Below are 17,853 nucleotides of genomic sequence, written 5' to 3'. Positions count from 1 at the left end.
TTGTGCGTGGGTGTGTTGGATTCAGTCCTATGAAGCATCAAACCGCTCGGGTTTTCGTTCCCCTCTCCCACTGCGCGGGAGAGGGGAACGAAAACCCGAGCGGTTTGATGCTTCATAGGACTGAATCCAACACACCCATGCACAATTGACAAGCACAGTTTTCAGATTGTGCACTGCAACCGTGCAAACTGTACTCTTCGTGCTGCCCTGACACTGTACGTTTCCCGCATCACATTCCGGCAATAGTCTGCATCCATCGTTGCGGGCGCCTGGGCACACGGAAAACCGGGCCGGGCGCCCAGGTCTTTTGCTGGTTTTGCAGGAAGTCGCCCCCGATGAGTACCCCGACACCCGAAAAGGGACACGTTTCGCCCTATACGCACCCGGCCGCCGGCTGGGGCGCGCTCAAGCAGGTCGCCATCAACCTGGTCAAGGAAAAGGTTTCTGGCGGCAAGTACAAGACGCTGTTCAAGCAAAACCAGCCGGATGGCTTTGATTGTCCGGGCTGCGCCTGGCCGGATCGCCAGCACGCGTCGACCTTTGAATTCTGTGAAAACGGCGTCAAGGCCGTGGCGGCCGAAGCCACCAGCAAGCGCGTGACCAACGAGTTCTTCGGCCGCTACACGGTGGCGGAGCTGATGCAGCAGTCGGACTACGAACTGGAGCAGCACGGCCGCCTGACGCATCCGGTGCGCTACGACGCCGCCACGGACAAGTACGTGCCGGTGGACTGGGACGAGGCGTTCCGGCTGATCGCCGCGCATCTGCAGCGGCTGGACAATCCCGATGCGGCCACGTTCTACACGTCGGGCCGGGCCAGCAACGAAGCAGCATTCCTGTTCCAGTTGTTCGTCCGGATGTACGGTACGAACAATTTCCCCGATTGCTCGAACATGTGCCACGAGGCCACCAGCCGCGGCTTGCCGGTGACGGTGGGCGTGGGCAAGGCTACGGTGCTGCTCGACGATTTCCAGTTGGCGGACACCATCATGGTCTGGGGCCAGAACCCGGCCACGAACCATCCGCGCATGCTTAATGAGCTGCGCGACGCCGCCAAACGGGGCGCCACGATCATCTCGATCAATCCGCTGAAGGAACGCGGCCTGGAGCGCTTTGTCAGCCCGCAGCACGTGACCGAGATGCTGGGCGGCGGCGGCACCAAGATCGCCTCGATGTTCGTGCGTCCCAAGCTGGCTGGTGACCTGGCGCTGCTCAAGGGCATGGCCAAGCGCGTGATCGAGCTCGATGACGAGGCCGTGGCCACGGGCGGCAAGCGCGTGGTGGATGTCGATTTCATCGCCGAACACACCGCTGACTACGAAGCCTTCGCCGTCGATCTTCGCGCCGAAAGCTGGGCCGATATCGTGTCCGAGTCGGGCGTGACGCGCGAGGATATCGACGCGCTGACCGACGTCTACGTGAAGAGCGAGCGCACGATCATGTGCTGGGGCATGGGCCTGACCCAGCACAAGGAGTCCGTGCGAACCATCCAGTTGCTGTCGAACGTGATGATGCTGCGCGGCAATATCGGCCGCCCCGGCGCGGGCCTGATGCCCGTGCGCGGCCATTCGAACGTGCAGGGCGACCGCACCATGGGCATCGAGGAACAACCCGATGCCGCGTTCCTGGACCGCCTGGGCCAGGTGTTCGACTTCGAGCCGCCGCGCGAGCACGGGCAGGACGTGGTGGCTGCCATCGCCGCCATGCTCGAAGGCAAGGTCAAGGTATTCGTGGGGCTGGGCGGCAACTTCTCGATCGCCACGCCCGACACGCCGCGTACCTGGGAAGCGCTGCGCCAGTGCGACCTGACGGTGAATATCGCCACCAAGCTGAATCGCAGCCACCTCGTGATCGGCCGTGACTCGCTGCTGCTGCCGACGATCGGCCGCACCGAGATCGACGAGCAGGATGGCGTGGCACAAGGCGTGACCGTGGAGGATTCGGTCTGCATGGTGCATATGTCCTACGGCATGAACAAGCCGGCCTCGCCGCATTTGTTGTCGGAAACGATGATCGTGGCGCGCATGGCCGAGGCCACGCTCGGTGCCGAGAAGGTGGACTGGCGCTGGTATGCGCAGGATTACGCGCGCATTCGCGATGCCATCGAAAAGGTCATTCCGGGATTCGAGCGCTTCAACGAACGCGTGGCAAAGCCGGGCGGCTTCCACCTGACACCGGCTTCGCGCAATCGCGTGTGGCGCACGGCGTCTGGCAAGGCGCAGTTCCTGGTGCACCCCATCGACCGCGACACGCCGATCCAGCGCGCCCGCGACCGCTATGGCGACGACCTGCTGGTGATGATGACCACGCGCTCGCACGACCAGTACAACACCACGATCTACGGTCCGGACGACCGCTATCGCGGCGTGTTCGGCCTGCGCCGCGTCATCTTCATCAACCGTGCCGATCGTGAGCGCCTCGGGTTTGCAGAGGGCGAACGCGTAAATGTCACGAGTGTCTGGGAAGACGGCATCACGCGCCATGTGAAAGACTTCCTGCTCGTGGACTACGACATTCCGGCCGGCTGCCTCGGCGCCTACTATCCGGAGACCAATCCGCTGGTGCCGCTGGAAAGCATCGGCGACCGGTCCGGTACGCCAACGTCGAAGTCGATCCCGGTACTGCTGCAACGCGCGGCGGTATCGGCGTAATAGCGCGGGTAGACGCGCCGGGATTCCATCCCCGGATTGCAGGAGGGCATCATGGCCGAACGAGGTTACGTCGCGCGGGATATCCGCCGCCACCAGGGCGACAACACGGCGCTGGAAATCGACATGGTGGCCGACGAGGTGCCCGTGGCGCTGGTCTACAACGGCATCTCGCATGCCGTGATGATGGCCACGCCGCTCGATCTCGAGGTCTTTGCCGTGGGATTCTCCCTGACGGAAGGCATCGTCGACGGTATCGGCGAGATCTACGATATCGAGGTGGAGCCGGGCTGCGATGGCATCGAGGTCCGCATCGAGATTTCGCAACGCGCCTTCATGGCGATGAAGGCCCAGCGGCGCACGCTGGCCGGGCGCACCGGGTGCGGCGTGTGCGGGATTGAAAGTCTCGCGCTACTCGATCTGATTCCCGATCCGATTGGCCGCCCCGTGCATCGCATCACGCCAACCCCGGCCCTGATGCGCCGCGCTGCGGACGCCCTGCGGGCCCGCCAGCCGCTGATGGCCGCCACGGGCGGCGTTCATGCCGCGGCGTGGTGCGGTCCCGATGGCGAGGTGCGTGCCATCTTCGAGGACGTGGGGCGCCACAACGCACTCGATAAATTGATTGGCCACCTCGCGCGTGCGCGGGAATCGTTCGGCGATGGCTTCGTGTTTCTCTCCAGCCGCGCCAGCTACGAACTCGTCCGCAAGGCCGCGCGGATGCGCATCCAGATGCTGGCCACCATCTCCGCGCCCACTTCGCTCGCCATCCGCATCGCGGAACAGGCGGGGCTGCGCCTGCTCAGTTTCTGCCGCCAGGACGGCTACGTCGAATACACTTCGACAGATTCCGAGATCGCTACCGATCCGCCGGTGACCGCAGGCTGACCGCCCAAGGTTGCCCGGCGCGGCCGGATAACCTGAAAGGCGCCCCCGTTGGTCACCCTGTACGAAAAGCTTGCCGCCGATATCGAAGCGCTGGTGCAGCAGGGCGTGCTGCTGCCCGGCGAGAAGATCCCGTCCGTGCGGCAGGCCGCCCAGCATCATCGGCTCAGCATCACCACGGTCATCCGTGCCTATCTGCTGCTGGAGTCGCGCGGCATCCTCGAAAGCCGTCCGCAATCGGGCTACTTCGTGCGGGCACGCCCCGGCGAGCCAGCCATCGACCTGCAGCCCAGCCGCCCCGCCGCGCGGCCCTCGGCCGTCGATGTCAGCGCGCTGGTGCTCTCCACGCTGCGCTCGATCCGCGCGGACGATGCCGTTCCGCTCGGTTCGCCGTATCCGGACCCCAAGCTCTACCCATGGCAGCGGATCATCCAGTACGCCAATGCCATCGGCAAACGCTACGACACCTGGAGCGTGCTCGACGACCTGCCGCCCGGCTCGCCGCAACTGATCCGCCAGATCACGCGCCGCTATCTGGAAAACGGCTACACCGTGGATCCGAACGAGGTGATCGTCACCATCGGCGCGACCGAGGCCATCAACCTCTGCCTGCAGGCCGTGGCCAAACCGGGCGACACCATCGCCGTGGAATCTCCCACGTACTACGCCATGCTGCACGCCATCGAGCGGCTGGGCATGCAGGCCGTGGAGGTAGCGACCGATCCGGTGGAAGGCATCGATGTTGGAGCACTGGCCAGACTGCTCGACGAGCGCCCTGTGGCCGCGTGCATGGTGATGCCGAATTTCCAGAATCCGCTCGGCTTCCAGATGTCCGACGAACGCAAGCAGGCGCTGGTGCAACTGCTGACGGATCGCGATACCCCGGTCATCGAGAACGATGTCTATGGCGAGCTGTACTACGGCGACGTCCATCCCACGTCACTGAAGTCCTATGACACGGCAGGCATCGTGCTGCACTGCTCGTCGTTCTCCAAGACGCTCACCAACGCGTACCGCATCGGCTGGGCGCTGCCGGGCCGCTACAAGGAGAAAGTGGAGCGGCTCAAGTTCCTGAACACGCTGACAACCTCGACGATTCCCCAGCTTGCCATCGCGGAGTTTTTGCGAAAGGATGGCTACGACTTCCACCTGCGCCGCGTGCGCAAGGCCTACGCGCAGCAGGCCAATATCATGGCGGCGGCGGTGCGGCGCTTTTTCCCGGCGGGAACAAGGGTTTCGCGACCGGCGGGCGGCTACGTGCTGTGGGTGGAGTTGCCGGAAGAGGTAGACGCGATGTCGCTGTACCACGCCGCGCTGGAGCGGCAGATCACCGTGGCGCCCGGCCATATCTTCTCGCCGGTGCCGACCTATACGAACTGCATTCGCCTGAACTACAGCGGCGCCTGGACTGCGGAAGTGGAAGCTGCCGTGGTCACGCTGGGCAAGCTCGTGGCGACCTTGCAGCAACGGGAGACGATATGACAGACATGGCAGACGACGACAACCAGAGCGACGACAGCAACCGAAACGAAGATGCCGACGATGACCTCGATCCGGTGCTCGGGGCGATCCTGCAGACGCTATGGGACCACACCCGCAGCGTCGCCGCGCAGCCCGAAGCCGCGGCGAAGGATCTCTCGCTGGCCCGCCTGAGCAAGCGCGCCAGCGTGCAGATGAGCGTGCTGCGACGTATGCTGACCCAACTCTCCGAAGCCGATCTCGTGGTGACTGCCATGGAGGAGGATGGGCGCGGCACGGCCCGCCTGACGGAGGAGGGTGAAGCGTTGTGCGGGCAGTTGTTTGGGGAGGGGGAAGAGGGGCAGGATAACCAGACGGTGCACTAGCCTTCGCCTTCGCCAATTGTGCAGCAGCCTGCTGCACAATTGCCGTCCTCACGAAACCGTCAGACCACCTTCCCAGGATTCATCAGACCCTGCGGGTCGAAGGCGTGCTTGATGGCGCGCATCATCGCCAGTTCCACGGGGCTCTTGTAGCGCTGGTTTTCCTCGACCTTGAGTTGTCCGAGTCCGTGTTCCGCCGAGATGGAGCCGTTGTGGGCGTGGACGCTGTTGTGGACGATCAGGTTGATGGCGTCCTGGTGCGTCAGGAAGTGCTCGTGGTCCACGCCTACCGGCGGCGAGACGTTGTAGTGCAGGTTGCCGTCACCGAGATGGCCGAACGTGACCATGCGGGCGCCCGGGTAGGCGTCCTGCAAGAGGGCGTCGGTGGTCTCGATAAAATCCGCCACGCGCGAGATCGGCACGGCGATGTCGTGCTTGATGTTCTTGCCTTCCTCTACCTGCGCCAGCGGAATATGTTCGCGCAGGTTCCAGAAATCGCGCGATTGCTGCACGGACTCTGCCACCACGGCGTCCGTGACCACGCCGGCCTCGAACGCGGCCTCCATCATCTTTTCGAAGATGCCGCGCGCGTGTTCCTCGCTCTCGCTATCGGACAGCTCCAGCAGCACCAGTTGCGGATGCGGGGCGTCGAACGGATAGCGCAGTTGCGGGAAGTGCTTCGTCACCAGTGACAGACACATCGCGGACATCAGTTCGAAGCCGGTCAGCATGGCGCTGGCATAGGACTGCGCGATAGCCAGCAGCGCCAGCGCCGCACGCGGGCTCTGCACGGCGGCCAGCGCCGTGACGCGGGCGCGCGGTGCCGGGAACAGCTTCATGACCGCCCCCGTGATGACGCCGAGCGTGCCTTCGGCACCGATGAACAGGTCGCGCAGGTCGTAGCCGGTGTTGTCCTTGCGCAGGCCGCGCAAGCCGTCCCAGACCTCGCCCCGTGCGTTGACCACCTCCAGCCCCAGGCACAACTCGCGGGTATTGCCATAGCGCAGCACCGCCGTGCCCCCGGCATTGGTGGAAAGATTGCCGCCGATCGTGCAGCTGCCTTCGGCCGCCAGCGACAGCGGGAACAGCCTACCGTGCTGCTGGGCCACTTCCTGCAACTGCTGCAGGATCACGCCGGCTTCCACGGTGATCGTGTTGTTGAGCGGGTCCACCTGACGCACGCGGCTCATGCGCTGCAACGACAGCACGACCGTGCCACGCGCCGCGCTCTCGCCAGCCTGCGGCGTGGCGCCGCCGCAAAGGCCGGTGTTGCCGCCCTGCGGCACGACGGCCAGCTTGTGCGCGTGGCAGGCGCGCATCACGGCGGCCACTTCTTCCGTCGATCCGGGGCGCAGCACGGCCAGGGCGTCGCCGCGATAGCGATTTCGCCAGTCGGTCAGGTAGGGCGCCTTGTCGGCAGGCTCGGTCAGCACGTTCTGCGGGCCCACGGCGGCGCGGCAGAGATCGAGGAAGGAATCGGTATGCGCAGCGGTCATGGCAGTCAGGACGAAATGAAAACGAATCAGGACGAAGATTGCGCGGAAGCCTTGGCGGTGGCGCGTGCCCGGCGCTTGTAGGGGCGCAGGTAGCAGACCGTCGCCACGAAGAACAGCACCGTCAGGGCCACTTCGCCCCAGGCCAGCCACGAGGAAGGCGCGCGGTCGCTGGTGGCGCGGACGATGCCCTCGGTGAAATACAGCAGGATCAGCATCGACGACCACTGCATCGTATAGCGATTGCGCTGCCAGACGCCGCGCAGCACCGGCAGCAGCAGCACGAACTTCAGGATCAGCCACGATCCGCCTGGCCGCAACGGGGCGAGGAACCACTCCCAGGCGATGCAGAGCACGATGAGCGCCACAAGGCTGGCCACGCTCAGGCGCCACAGCGCCGGGTTGTGCAGGGCGCCGTCGGTCTCGACGGAAGCGGTGGCTTGGGATGGGTTCGTCATGCGGCGAGTTTCAGCGCGGATTCGGCCAGCCGGCGACCCATGGCGATGGCCAGCGACGCCTCGTGGTCGGTCAGCGGGCCGGAGTTGTCGACGTGGGCATGATGGCTAGGGCCATAGGGCGTGCCGCCCGCGGTGGTGGTCATCAGCCCGGCTTCGGAGTACGGCAGGCCGACAATCAGCATGCCGTGGTGCAGCAGCGGCAGCATCATCGACAACAGCGTGGTTTCCTGTCCGCCATGCAGGCTGCCCGTCGACGTGAACACGCAGGCCGGCTTGCCCGACAGCGCGCCGGAGAGCCATTGCGCGATGGTGCCGTCGAGGAAGTACTTCATGGGCGCGGCCATGTTGCCGAACCGGGTAGGGCTGCCCAGCGCCAGGCCCGCGCATTCCTCCAGGTCACGGAGTTCGGCGTACGGCGCGCCTTCGGGCGGGATATCCGGCGCGGTGGCCTCGCAGACGGTGGAGACGGGCGGCACGGTACGCAACCGCGCCTGGGCGCCCGGCACACGGTCGATACCGGCGGCGATCAGTTCGGCCAGCTTGCGGGTGTTGCCGTGACGGCTGTAATAGAGAACGAGGATGTCGGTCATCGGGATCGGCGACGGGGTGATCGGCAAAATGGCACGTTCTACCGGGTCAAGGCCGTGAATTTGCAACGAAAAATGGCGAAAGGCGCCGCGAAACAATCCGCGTATTATAGTTGTGCCCCCGCGCCAGGTGCCGTATCGATGGCACGTCGGCTGCCATTTTGAGAATAGTCTTCATCGAGGAGTTCGCCCCCGCATGTCTGCTGCCGCTGCCCGTATCGCCCGCCTCCGCAGGGAATGGAATCTGCAGAAGGTGCGTGCGCTGGCACGTTACGCCTTGCGTCGCGCTGGGGAGGATCGTCTGCCGCAGGTCTCGGCCAGCCTGACCTTCACCACCTTCCTGTCCGTGGTGCCTGTGCTGACCGTGGCGTTCGCGCTGCTGGCCGCGTTCCCGGTGTTCCGCGATTTTCGCGGGCAGATCGAGATGTTCCTGTTCCAGAACCTGATTCCCGGTGGCAACGTCAGTGATTCGGTCTCGCGCTACATCGGCCAGTTCTCCAAGAGCGCGCGCGGCCTCACTGCACTGGGCCTGGGCGGATTGATGGTGACCTCGGTGCTGACCATGCTGACCGTGGAGGATGCGCTCAACGCCATCTGGCGCGTCAAACGGCGCAGGCCGCTGGCGCAGCGGGTACTGGTGTTCTGGGCCGTCCTGACGATGGGCCCGGTGCTGATCGGTGCCAGCCTCTCGGTGAGCTCCTACCTGCTGTCGATCTCGATGGGATACGTCGGCAACCTCCCGTTCGGCGTGACGATGTTCGTCAGCGTGGTGCCGGTGCTGCTGTCGGCCGTTGCCTTCGCATTCCTGTACATGGCCGTGCCGTATGCCTACGTGGACTGGCGCGATGCGCTGACCGCCGGCATCGTGGCCGCCGTGGCCTTCGAGGTGGCCAAGCGCGCCTTTGGCTACTTCATCACCCATATCCCGACCTACACCGCTGTCTATGGCACGTTCGCCGTGCTGCCGCTGTTCCTGCTGTGGATGTATGTCAGCTGGCTGGTAACGTTGCTGGGCGCCACCATCGCGGCCAACCTGCCGGTGATCCGCGAAGGGCACTGGCGCCGGCGCACGTTCGCGGGCAGCGAGTTCTTTGACGCGCTGGGCGTGCTGTACGTGCTGTACCGCGCGCGGGAGGACGTGCCGCGCAGCGTGGGCGAGCTCGACCTGGGCCGCAAGCTGCGCGTCGAGGCCGATTATCTGGCCGTGCTGCTTGGCAAGCTCAAGGCGATGCATCTCGTGGGCAAGCTCCAGCAGGACCGGGGGCAGGCGCACTGGGCGCTGCTCTGCGATCCGTCTCAGGTGACGCTGCGCATGCTGCATGACCGGCTGGTGCTGAACATGGCGCGGTTGCCGCGAACCGCGCTGGCCCAGCAGATGCAGGGTGTGGAGGTACTGCGCGGCATCCTGGACAATCCCCAGCTCGATCAGCCGCTGGAAGCCATTTTCCGCCAGCAGACGGCCAATGCCGCCGCCAACGAGGCGGGAGAAGTGCCGGGAACTCAGGGCGATGCGCGCAAGCTCGTCGAGGTGGTCCCACCGGGTTGGCACGGCCAGGTCTGAGACCGCTGACGGTGCCGGATCAGAACGGAATCCGTCCGCGCCAGATATCCGCGTACATCACCCAATCTCCCATGAAGCTGTAGAACGGGTGCCGGAAGGTGGCGGGGCGGTTTTTCTCGAAGCCGAAATGGCCCACCCAGGCGAATGCGTAACCCGAAACGAACCCGGCCAGCAGCCACCACAGGCTGCCCGTTGCCACCAGTGCGCCCAGGCAGAGCAGGGAAATCGTCGAGCCGACGAAGTGCAGGCGGCGGCAGGTTCGGTCGCGGTGCTCGTTCAGATAGAACGGGTAGAACTCGGCGAAGCTGGCGAATTCCTTCGTGGGGGCGTGGGCCATGGCGGTCTCCTGTTTTTCTGGTGGGACTGCAATGCAGGCAGCCGGCTATCGGGCTGCCACAACCTTGCGCGCAAAGGCTGCCAGCGCGTCGAGTACCTCGTCCGGCTTCTCGCCCATCATCGCGTGCCCGCTCGGCACCGTCACGATGCTGGCCTGCCGCATCTTGCCGGCCAGCGCCTGCGCGGCCTTGGGCGACGTCATCATGTCCTTGCTGCCGACCACGAACAACGCCGGGCAGGTCACGGCCGCCGCCGCTTCCTCGCCGTGCGCGTAGCCGTTGCAGGCCGAGAAGTCGTTGTGGAATACGCGCACGTCCGGATTGCGCGCGGCCACCCGTTCCATCAGCCGCTGGCTGCCGCCGTGCATCCAGGCACCCGGTCCCGGCGAGGATGGCTTGCTGGCGAGGCTGGAAATCGACCACTGGTTGACCATGGCGATGGCCTCCGGCTCGCGGTGCAGCGCGGCGTCGAGCAGGGCATCCGACACCTTCATCGGATAGGCCGTGGCCAGCAGGCCGATGCCGCGCACAGCGGCCGGATGGCGCGCCGCGCATTCGAGCGCGATCAGCGATCCCATGCTGTGCCCGAACACCAGCACGGGTGCCGTCACGCCGGCTGCAGCCACCAGCGCCATGACCCAGTCGGCCATGGCCTCGACGGTGTCCAGCGGCGCGCCTTCGCTGCGGTTGTGGCCGGGCAGGTCCACGGCCAGCACCGAAAAACCATGGTTGGCGAACCAGCGCGTCTGCAGCGCCCAGACGCTGTGATCGTTCTGCGCCCCATGCACGAAGACCGCGCAGGGCAGGGCGGCATCGAAGGGTTTGCCGCCGGTGTAGGCGTAGGCCGGATTGCCGGAGAGGTCGAGCTTCATTGCTTGCCTCCCTTCTCCATGGCCTTCTCCGCCGCCTTCAGGCCGCGCTTGAGATCCTCGATCAGGTCGTCCGGGTCTTCCAGTCCCACTGACAGCCGGATCGTGCCTTCGCCGATGCCGGCGGCCTTGAGCGCGGTGGCGTCCATGCGGAAGTGCGTGGTCGAAGCGGGATGGATCACCAGCGACCGCGCATCGCCCACATTGGCCAGGTGCGAGAACAGCGACAGGCTCTCGATAAAGCGCTGGCCGGCCTGGCGATCGGCCTTGAGGTTGAAGCTGAACACGGCGCCCGCGCCCTTGGGCAGCAATCGCTTGGCCAGCTCGTAGTCCGGATGGGTTTCCAGTTCCGGATAGGCCACCGATTCCACCATCGGATGCCCGGCCAGGAACTGCACCACGCGGCGCGTGTTGTCCACGTGGCGGCTCATGCGCAGCGGCAGCGTCTCGATGCCCTGCAGCAACTGCCACGCAGCCATCGGATTCAGGCAGGCGCCGAAATCGCGCAGCCCTTCGCGGCGGGCGCGCAGCAGGAACGGCGCCACCGTGCTTTCCTCGGTGAACACCATGTTGTGGAAGCCTTCGTACGGCTCCGACAACTCCGGAAACTTGCCCGATGCCTCGAAATCGAACGTGCCGCCTTCACTCAGCACGCCGCCGATGGTGGTGCCGTGTCCGCCCAGGAACTTGGTGGCCGAGTGGTACAGCAGCCCGGCGCCATGGTCGAACGGACGCAGCAGGTAAGGCGTGGTGAACGTGGAATCGACCAGCAGCGGGATGCGGTGGTCCCGCCCGATCTGCGCCACCGTGGCGATGTCCAGCACATCCAGCCCCGGATTGCCGAGCGTCTCGCCGAACAGCAGGCGGGTCTCGGGCCGGATGGCGGCGCGCCAGGCGTCGATATCACGCGGATTGACGAACGTGGTCTCGATGCCGAAGCGGCGCAACGTGTAGTGCAGCAGGTTGTGCGAGCCGCCATACAGCGCGGTGGACGCCACGATGTGCGATCCCGCGCCCATCAACGTGGCCACGGCCAGATGCAGCGCGGCCTGGCCGGAGGCGGTGCCGATGGCGCCGGCGCCGTTCTCCAGCGCGGCCACGCGTTCCTCGAACACGGCGACGGTGGGATTGCTGATGCGGGAATAGACGTGGCCGGCGCGCTCCATATTGAAGAGCGACGCGGCGTGCTCGCTATCGCGGAACACAAACGACGTGGTCAGGTGGATCGGGGTGGCGCGGGCCCCTGTGGCGGGGTCGGGTGCGGCGCCGGCGTGCAGCGCCAGCGTGTCGAATCGGGTACCGGACATTGGGCTTCTCTCGATCGATGGATTGTCTCTGCCCGGCATCCTAGCACCATGCGGCGCCAGCGCCATCGGGGGATACGCGGCGCCGGGAGGCCCGCTCGGGGGCTGTCCCGCCAGGCAGTCTGGCCCCGAGGCCGCCCTCGCTTTACTTGCGGCGTCAAATTGGGCTAGGATCGGCCATCATCGGGCCTGAGCCCCCCATCCCTATTTCAAGCCCGCCAACGGGCACATGCATCGAGGCAGCGGAGACACCACCATGAAAGTCAGCGACATCCTGCAAATCAAGGGCAATACGCTCTATACCGTTACGCCGGATACGCCGCTGCAGGAGGCCATCGACACCATGGCCAGCCACGACATCGGCTCGCTGGTGGTAATGGAATATGGCGATCTCGTCGGCATGCTGACCTTCCGCGAGATCATCGAGACGGTGGCCGCCAACAAGGGCACGCTGGGCACCCACAGCATCCGCAAGGTCATGGACGACGCGCCGCTGACCTGCACCCCCGAAACCGACGTCAACGAAGTGCGCCGCATGATGCTGGAGCGCCACACCCGCTACCTGCCGGTACTGGAGAAGCGCACGTTGATGGGCGTGATCTCGTTCTACGATGTGGCCAAGGCCGTGGTGGAAGAGCAGAGCTTCGAGAACCGTATGCTCAAGGCGTATATCCGCGACTGGCCGGAAGAGGGTGGCGAACGCAAGAGCGAGCCGGACCGCGTCGGCTGACGACTCCTGGCGTTTTCCCCGGCGCCCACGGCACTCACACGCGGCCCTCCACGGGCCGCGTCGTTTTTCTCTGAATTATCCGAATTGAGAATCGTCCCATAGCCGCAACCGCCGGCTGCTGGCATGATGGCGGCGAACTGATGCCCCGGCGGGTCACCGGGGCCCATTGCAGTTGCCATCCGATTGCCATTCATGAGCCAACAAAGCCAGTTTCGCCTGCTGGGTCTGCGCCGTTTCGCCCCGTTCTTCTGGACGCAGTTCCTGGGGGCAATGAACGACAACGTTTTCAAGGTCGCCTTTACGTCGCTGGTCACGTACCACGCGGCGCTCTTCGAGGGCGTAGATCCTCATAGTGCGGCTTTCCTGATTTCTGCGATTTTCATCGCGCCATTCGTGCTGTTCTCCGCAACCAGTGGACAGATCGCCGACAAGATCGAGAAATCGAAACTGATCCGGCTGGTCAAGACGCTGGAGATCGGCATCATGCTCCTTGGGCTGGCTGGCTTCTACCTGCACAGCGCGCCGCTGCTGTACCTGGGCACCTTCCTGATGGGCCTGCATTCCACGCTGTTCGGGCCGGTCAAGTTCGCTTACCTCCCTCAGCATCTGGACCAGACCGAACTCGTGGGCGGCAACGGACTGGTGGAAATGGGCACCTTCGTGGCCATCCTGCTCGGCACGCTGCTGGGCGGCGAGATGGCGGGGCTGACGCAGGGCGACGGCACCATCGTGGGCCCGCTCTATGTGGGCATCGCCTGCGTGGTGATTGCCGTGGCGGGCCGCGCGGTGTCGCAGGGCGTGCCGCTGTCCCCGGCGCCACAACCGGACCTGCGCATCAATTGGAATCCGATCACAGAAACGTGGCGCAACCTGATGCTGGCGCGCGAACGCCGCGTGGTGTTCCTGAGCCTGCTCGGTATCTCGTGGCTGTGGTTTCTGGGCGCCACGTTCCTGACCTCGTTCTTCAGCTTTGCCAAGGATGTGCTCGGCGGTGACCAGAACGTGGTCACGCTGCTGCTGGCGGTGTTCTCGATCGGCATCGGCATCGGGTCGCTGCTGTGCGAGCGGCTGTCGGGCCGGCATGTGGAAATCGGGCTGGTGCCATTCGGCTCCATCGGGATGACGGTCTTCGCGGTAGATCTCTACTTCGCCACGCATGGACAGTCGACTGGCGCCACACTGAGTGGCGTGAGCGGCTTCCTCGCCCAGCCGGGGCACTGGCGCGTGCTGTTCGACCTGTTCTTCCTGGCGATGTTCGGCGGCTTCTACAGCGTGCCGCTCTATGCGCTGATCCAGAGCCGCTCGGCGCCAACGCACCGCGCGCGGATCATCGCCGCCAACAACATCCTGAACAGTTTCTTCATGATTGCCGCCTCGCTGCTTGGCGTGTTCATGACGCAGGCCGGCTACACGATCCCGCAACTGTTCCTGGTGGTGGGGCTGCTCAATGCCGTGGTGGCGATCTATATCTACACGCTGGTGCCGGAGTTCCTGCTGCGCTTCATCGCCTGGCTGCTCGTGCATACCCTTTACCGGCTGCGCCGCATCGACGCCGAGCGCATTCCGGAGGAAGGCGCCGCCGTGCTGGTCTGCAACCACGTGAGCTTTGTCGATGCCGTGGTGCTGATGGCGGCCAGCCCCCGGCCGGTGCGCTTCCTGATGGATCACAACATCTTCAAGGTGCCGGGCCTGTCATGGTTCTTCCGCCAGGCCAAGGCGATTCCGATCGCCCCGGCGCGCGAGCATCCGGAAATGCTGGCGCGCGCCTACGACGCCGTGGCGGAGGCGCTTGCCGATGGCGAACTGGTCTGCATCTTCCCCGAAGGGAAGATCACGGCCACGGGGGAACTCAACCCGTTCAAGAACGGTGTGCACCAGATCATCCAGCGCACGCCGGTGCCCGTGGTGCCGATGGCGCTGCGCGGCCTGTGGGGCAGCTTCTTCTCGCGCAAGGGTGGGTCGGCGATGACCAAGCCATTCCGGCGCGGCATCCTGAATCGTCTGGAGCTGGTGGTGGGCGAGCCGGTGCCACCGCAAGCCGCCACACCCGAAACCCTGCAGCAAATGGTGCTCGCCCTGCGCGGCGACTGGAAATGAACGGAAACCCGCCCATGATCACGCTTTACACATTTGGCCCGGCATTCGGGCTGCCCGATGCCAGCCCGTTCGTGATGAAGGCCGAGATGCTGCTCAAGCTCGCCGGCCTGCCGTACCAGACGAAGCGTGGCGATGTGCGGCGCGCCCCCAAGGGCAAGTTGCCGTATCTGGACGACATGGGCCGGCTGGTAGCGGACTCCACGTTGATCCGCTGGCACCTGGAAAAGACCTACCACATCGATTTCGACGAAGGCCTGTCGCCCGCCGAGCGCGGTACGGCGTGGGCCGTGGAGAAGCTGCTGGAAGACAACCTGTACTGGGCCGTGGCGCGGGTGCGCTGGCTGGAGCGCGGCAACTTCGAACGCGGTCCCGCGCAGTTCTTCAACATCGTGCCCGCGCCAGTGCGAGGACTGGTCAAGACAATGGTGCGGCGAAAGGTTCGCCAAATGCTGTGGGCGCAGGGTTTGGGGCGCCATAGCGAGGCCGACATGACGACGATGGCTACCCATGGCGTGAAATCGGTGGCCGATATCCTGGGCGACAAACCGTACCTGATGGGTGATCGACCATGCGGTGCAGACGCCACTTTGTTTGCATTCGCGGCGAGCCTGCAGTCGCCCGTGTTCGAAACCCCGATCCGCGCAGCGGCTGAAACGCATGCGAACCTCCAGGCGTATCTGGCACGCATGCGCAAGCAGTACTACCCCGACTTCGCGGGCAGCGGGGTGTTTGCGCCGGCGCTGGTGGGGCAGGGCGGCGAGGTTGGTGTCGCCGCCTAAGCGGGTAATGGCCGTACAATGTAGGCCGTCCCCAATTCCTGCGCGGTTTCGATCATGTCTGGCAATACTCTCGGCCTGCTTTTCACAGTCACCACCTTCGGCGAATCCCATGGGCCCGCGATTGGCGCGGTCGTCGATGGTTGCCCGCCGGGAATGTCGCTGACCGAGGCCGATATCCAGATCGACCTGGATCGCCGCAAGCCCGGCACCTCGCGCCATGTGACGCAGCGCCAGGAAGCCGATCAGGTCGAAATTCTCTCCGGTGTGTTCGAAGGCAAGACCACGGGCACGCCGATCTGCCTGCTGATCCGCAATACGGACCAGCGCAGCAAGGACTACGGCAACATCGTCGAGACCTTCCGTCCCGGCCACGCCGACTACACCTACTGGCACAAGTACGGCATCCGCGACTATCGCGGCGGTGGCCGTTCGTCGGCCCGCCTCACCGCGCCCGTGGTGGCCGCGGCGGCAATTGCCAAGAAATGGCTGAAAGAGCAGTACGGCACCGAGATTCGCGGCTACATGTCGCAACTTGGTGAAGTGGAAGTGCCGTTCACCGACTGGAAGCACGTGCCGGAGAACCCGTTCTTCGCGGCGAATGCCGATATCGTGCCCGAGCTCGAAACCTATATGGACACGCTGCGCCGCGATGGCGATTCCGTGGGCGCGCGCATCGAGGTGGTGGCCAGCGGCGTGCCCGTGGGGCTGGGCGAGCCGCTGTTCGACAAGCTCGACGCCGATATCGCACACGCGATGATGGGCATCAACGCGGTCAAGGGCGTCGAGATTGGCGCGGGCTTCGACAGCGTGGCACAACGCGGCACGGTCCATGGTGACGAGCTGACGCCGCAGGGTTTCCGTACGAACAATGCAGGTGGCGTGCTGGGCGGGATTTCGACCGGTCAGGACGTCACGGTATCGCTGGCGATCAAGCCGACGTCCAGCATCCGCACCGCGCGCGAATCGATCGACAAGGGTGGCAATACGGCCAGCGTCGAGACGTTTGGCCGTCATGATCCGTGCGTGGGCATCCGTGCGACGCCTATCGCGGAGGCCATGCTCGCGCTGGTGCTGATGGACCACGCATTGCGCCATCGCGCGCAGTGTGGCGATGTCCACGTCGATACGCCGCGCATTCCGGCTCACGTCCCGGTTCAGGACACGCCCTGAGCCACCCCCTGGGCACGACGACGGCTCCGTCGGGTTCGATCGACAGAGCCACCTACCTTCGTTTCGGGCTGTTCTATCTCGGCTACTACGCCTACGTCGGCGTCATCTCGCCGTATGTGAGCCTGTTTTTCGCCGACCGGGGCTTCTCGCCCGTGCAGATCGGCGTACTGATGGCGTGCTTTCAGTTGAGTCGCATCGTCGGCCCCTATCTGTGGGGCTGGCTGTCCGATGTCATGCACACGCGCGTGAAGCTGTTGCGGCTCGCGGCCGTGACGGCGCTGCTCGCATTCCTGGCCGTACCGGGGATCACCAGCTACGGCGGCATGATGGCGATGATGATCGGCCTGAACCTGATCACGAGCGCCATGTCGCCGCTGGGCGATGCCCTGACCATTTCCACGCTGCGCCGCCATGGCGCTTTCGATCATCGCTACGGCCGCGTGCGCATGTTCGGCTCGGTCGGATTCATCGCGGCCGTGCTGACGGGCGGGGCATTGTTCGAGCACTTCGGCATGCCGGCCTTCCCGTGGTTGGCCAGCGCCACGCTGGCGCTGTTCGCGGTGGTGGTCTTCGGCATGCGCGATGCCACGGACGAAGGGCCACGCGTCAAGCCGCCGCCCGCGCTGCCTCTGCTGCGTCGCCCTGACGTGGCGTGGTTCCTTGCCTCGGCCTTCCTGATGATGTTCGCGCACGCAGCGCTCTACGTCTTCTATTCGCTCTATCTGGAACGGCTGGGCTACAGCAAGATCGCCATCGGCGCGATGTGGACCATCGGCGTGGTGGCGGAGATCGTGTTCTTCTTCTATCAGGGCCGGCTGTTCGGCGCACTGGCACTGCGCACGATCCTGGCCGGCACGTTCGTGCTGGCGGCGCTGCGCTTCGGCCTGACTGGCTACTTCGCGCAGTTCGCGTGGCTGATGGCGGCGGTGCAGATCCTGCACGCCGCCACGTTTGCCGCGCACCACAGCGCCAGCCTCAAGCGGCTGCAACGCTGGTTTGCCGGACCCCTGCAAGGCAGAGGACAGGCGCTGTACACGGGCATTTCCTACGGACTCGGCGGCACGCTGGGCGGGCTCGCAATGGGCTGGACGTGGAA

16 protein-coding genes are annotated in these 17,853 nt (G+C 65.3%); 10 read left to right on the top strand and 6 right to left on the bottom strand.

Going from position 1 to position 17,853, the window contains the following annotated elements; all coding sequences use genetic code 11:
• Window positions 1-335: 335 nt before the first annotated feature.
• The 4 genes from FFS21_RS29435 to FFS21_RS29420 are packed head-to-tail and all read left to right on the top strand — an operon-like array spanning window position 336 to window position 5,377.
• Window positions 336-2,651, top strand: a complete 2,316-nt coding sequence (locus FFS21_RS29435; protein WP_137928216.1) for an FdhF/YdeP family oxidoreductase — start codon at window positions 336-338, stop codon at window positions 2,649-2,651.
• A gap of 51 nt (window positions 2,652-2,702) precedes the next feature.
• The gene (fdhD, locus tag FFS21_RS29430; RefSeq protein ID WP_137928215.1) at window positions 2,703-3,536 is read left to right on the top strand and encodes a formate dehydrogenase accessory sulfurtransferase FdhD; all 834 of its coding nucleotides are present in this window, start codon (window positions 2,703-2,705) and stop codon (window positions 3,534-3,536) included.
• 48 nt (window positions 3,537-3,584) lie between these two features.
• Window positions 3,585-5,015: an aminotransferase-like domain-containing protein gene (locus FFS21_RS29425; RefSeq protein WP_137928214.1), complete on the top strand. Its 1,431-nt coding sequence runs from the start codon at window positions 3,585-3,587 to the stop codon at window positions 5,013-5,015.
• Window positions 5,012-5,377, top strand: coding sequence for an ArsR family transcriptional regulator (locus FFS21_RS29420; protein WP_370459271.1), 366 nt, complete (start codon window positions 5,012-5,014; stop codon window positions 5,375-5,377). The genes FFS21_RS29425 and FFS21_RS29420 overlap by 4 nt, the downstream gene beginning before the upstream one ends.
• A gap of 59 nt (window positions 5,378-5,436) precedes the next feature.
• Here the strand turns inward: FFS21_RS29420 and FFS21_RS29415 are convergent, their stop codons facing one another.
• From FFS21_RS29415 to wrbA, 3 genes are read right to left on the bottom strand one after another with little or no spacing between them, the layout of a single operon-like run.
• On the bottom strand, window positions 5,437-6,870 hold the full coding sequence (locus FFS21_RS29415; RefSeq protein ID WP_137928213.1) for an FAD-binding oxidoreductase: 1,434 nt from the start codon (window positions 6,868-6,870) through the stop codon (window positions 5,437-5,439).
• Window positions 6,871-6,896: 26 nt separating this feature from the next.
• Entirely contained in the window at window positions 6,897-7,325 is a 429-nt protein-coding gene (locus FFS21_RS29410) for a DUF2069 domain-containing protein (RefSeq protein ID WP_137928212.1), read from the bottom strand.
• A complete protein-coding gene (wrbA, locus tag FFS21_RS29405) occupies window positions 7,322-7,915 on the bottom strand; it encodes an NAD(P)H:quinone oxidoreductase (protein WP_137928211.1) in 594 nt (197 codons plus the stop codon). Before wrbA ends, FFS21_RS29410 begins: the two co-directional genes overlap by 4 nt.
• A gap of 193 nt (window positions 7,916-8,108) precedes the next feature.
• On the opposite strand from wrbA, the gene FFS21_RS29400 reads away from it, so the two are divergent.
• Window positions 8,109-9,473, top strand: a complete 1,365-nt coding sequence (locus FFS21_RS29400; protein ID WP_137928210.1) for a YihY family inner membrane protein — start codon at window positions 8,109-8,111, stop codon at window positions 9,471-9,473.
• Between the two features lie 19 nt (window positions 9,474-9,492).
• Here the strand turns inward: FFS21_RS29400 and FFS21_RS29395 are convergent, their stop codons facing one another.
• The 3 genes from FFS21_RS29395 to FFS21_RS29385 are packed head-to-tail and all read right to left on the bottom strand — an operon-like array spanning window position 9,493 to window position 11,984.
• On the bottom strand, window positions 9,493-9,810 hold the full coding sequence (locus tag FFS21_RS29395) for an Mpo1-like protein (protein WP_137928209.1): 318 nt from the start codon (window positions 9,808-9,810) through the stop codon (window positions 9,493-9,495).
• A gap of 45 nt (window positions 9,811-9,855) precedes the next feature.
• Window positions 9,856-10,680 carry an alpha/beta fold hydrolase gene (locus tag FFS21_RS29390; RefSeq protein ID WP_137928208.1) on the bottom strand — a complete coding sequence of 275 codons (825 nt, stop codon included), beginning with the start codon at window positions 10,678-10,680 and terminating at the stop codon, window positions 9,856-9,858.
• The gene (locus FFS21_RS29385) at window positions 10,677-11,984 is read right to left on the bottom strand and encodes an O-acetylhomoserine aminocarboxypropyltransferase (RefSeq protein ID WP_137928207.1); all 1,308 of its coding nucleotides are present in this window, start codon (window positions 11,982-11,984) and stop codon (window positions 10,677-10,679) included. Before FFS21_RS29385 ends, FFS21_RS29390 begins: the two co-directional genes overlap by 4 nt.
• 253 nt (window positions 11,985-12,237) lie before the next feature.
• Between FFS21_RS29385 and FFS21_RS29380 the strand changes: the two genes are divergently transcribed.
• The 5 genes from FFS21_RS29380 to FFS21_RS29360 form a co-directional block, all read left to right on the top strand.
• Complete coding sequence (locus FFS21_RS29380; protein ID WP_137928206.1) at window positions 12,238-12,711, top strand: CBS domain-containing protein; 474 nt, start codon at window positions 12,238-12,240, stop codon at window positions 12,709-12,711.
• Window positions 12,712-12,903: 192 nt separating this feature from the next.
• A complete protein-coding gene (locus tag FFS21_RS29375) occupies window positions 12,904-14,808 on the top strand; it encodes an MFS transporter (RefSeq protein WP_137928205.1) in 1,905 nt (634 codons plus the stop codon).
• A gap of 14 nt (window positions 14,809-14,822) precedes the next feature.
• Window positions 14,823-15,587, top strand: coding sequence for a glutathione S-transferase family protein (locus tag FFS21_RS29370; protein ID WP_137928204.1), 765 nt, complete (start codon window positions 14,823-14,825; stop codon window positions 15,585-15,587).
• 54 nt (window positions 15,588-15,641) lie between these two features.
• Complete coding sequence (aroC, locus tag FFS21_RS29365) at window positions 15,642-16,757, top strand: chorismate synthase (protein ID WP_137928203.1); 1,116 nt, start codon at window positions 15,642-15,644, stop codon at window positions 16,755-16,757.
• 68 nt (window positions 16,758-16,825) lie between these two features.
• A partial coding sequence (locus FFS21_RS29360) for an MFS transporter (RefSeq protein WP_349304728.1) occupies window positions 16,826-17,853 on the top strand: 1,028 nt, incomplete at its 3' end.

It is taken from the genome of Cupriavidus sp. 2SB, from assembly GCF_005503625.1.
Taxonomy (GTDB): domain Bacteria; phylum Pseudomonadota; class Gammaproteobacteria; order Burkholderiales; family Burkholderiaceae; genus Cupriavidus.
This window is presented reverse-complemented; position numbering and strand designations above follow the sequence as displayed.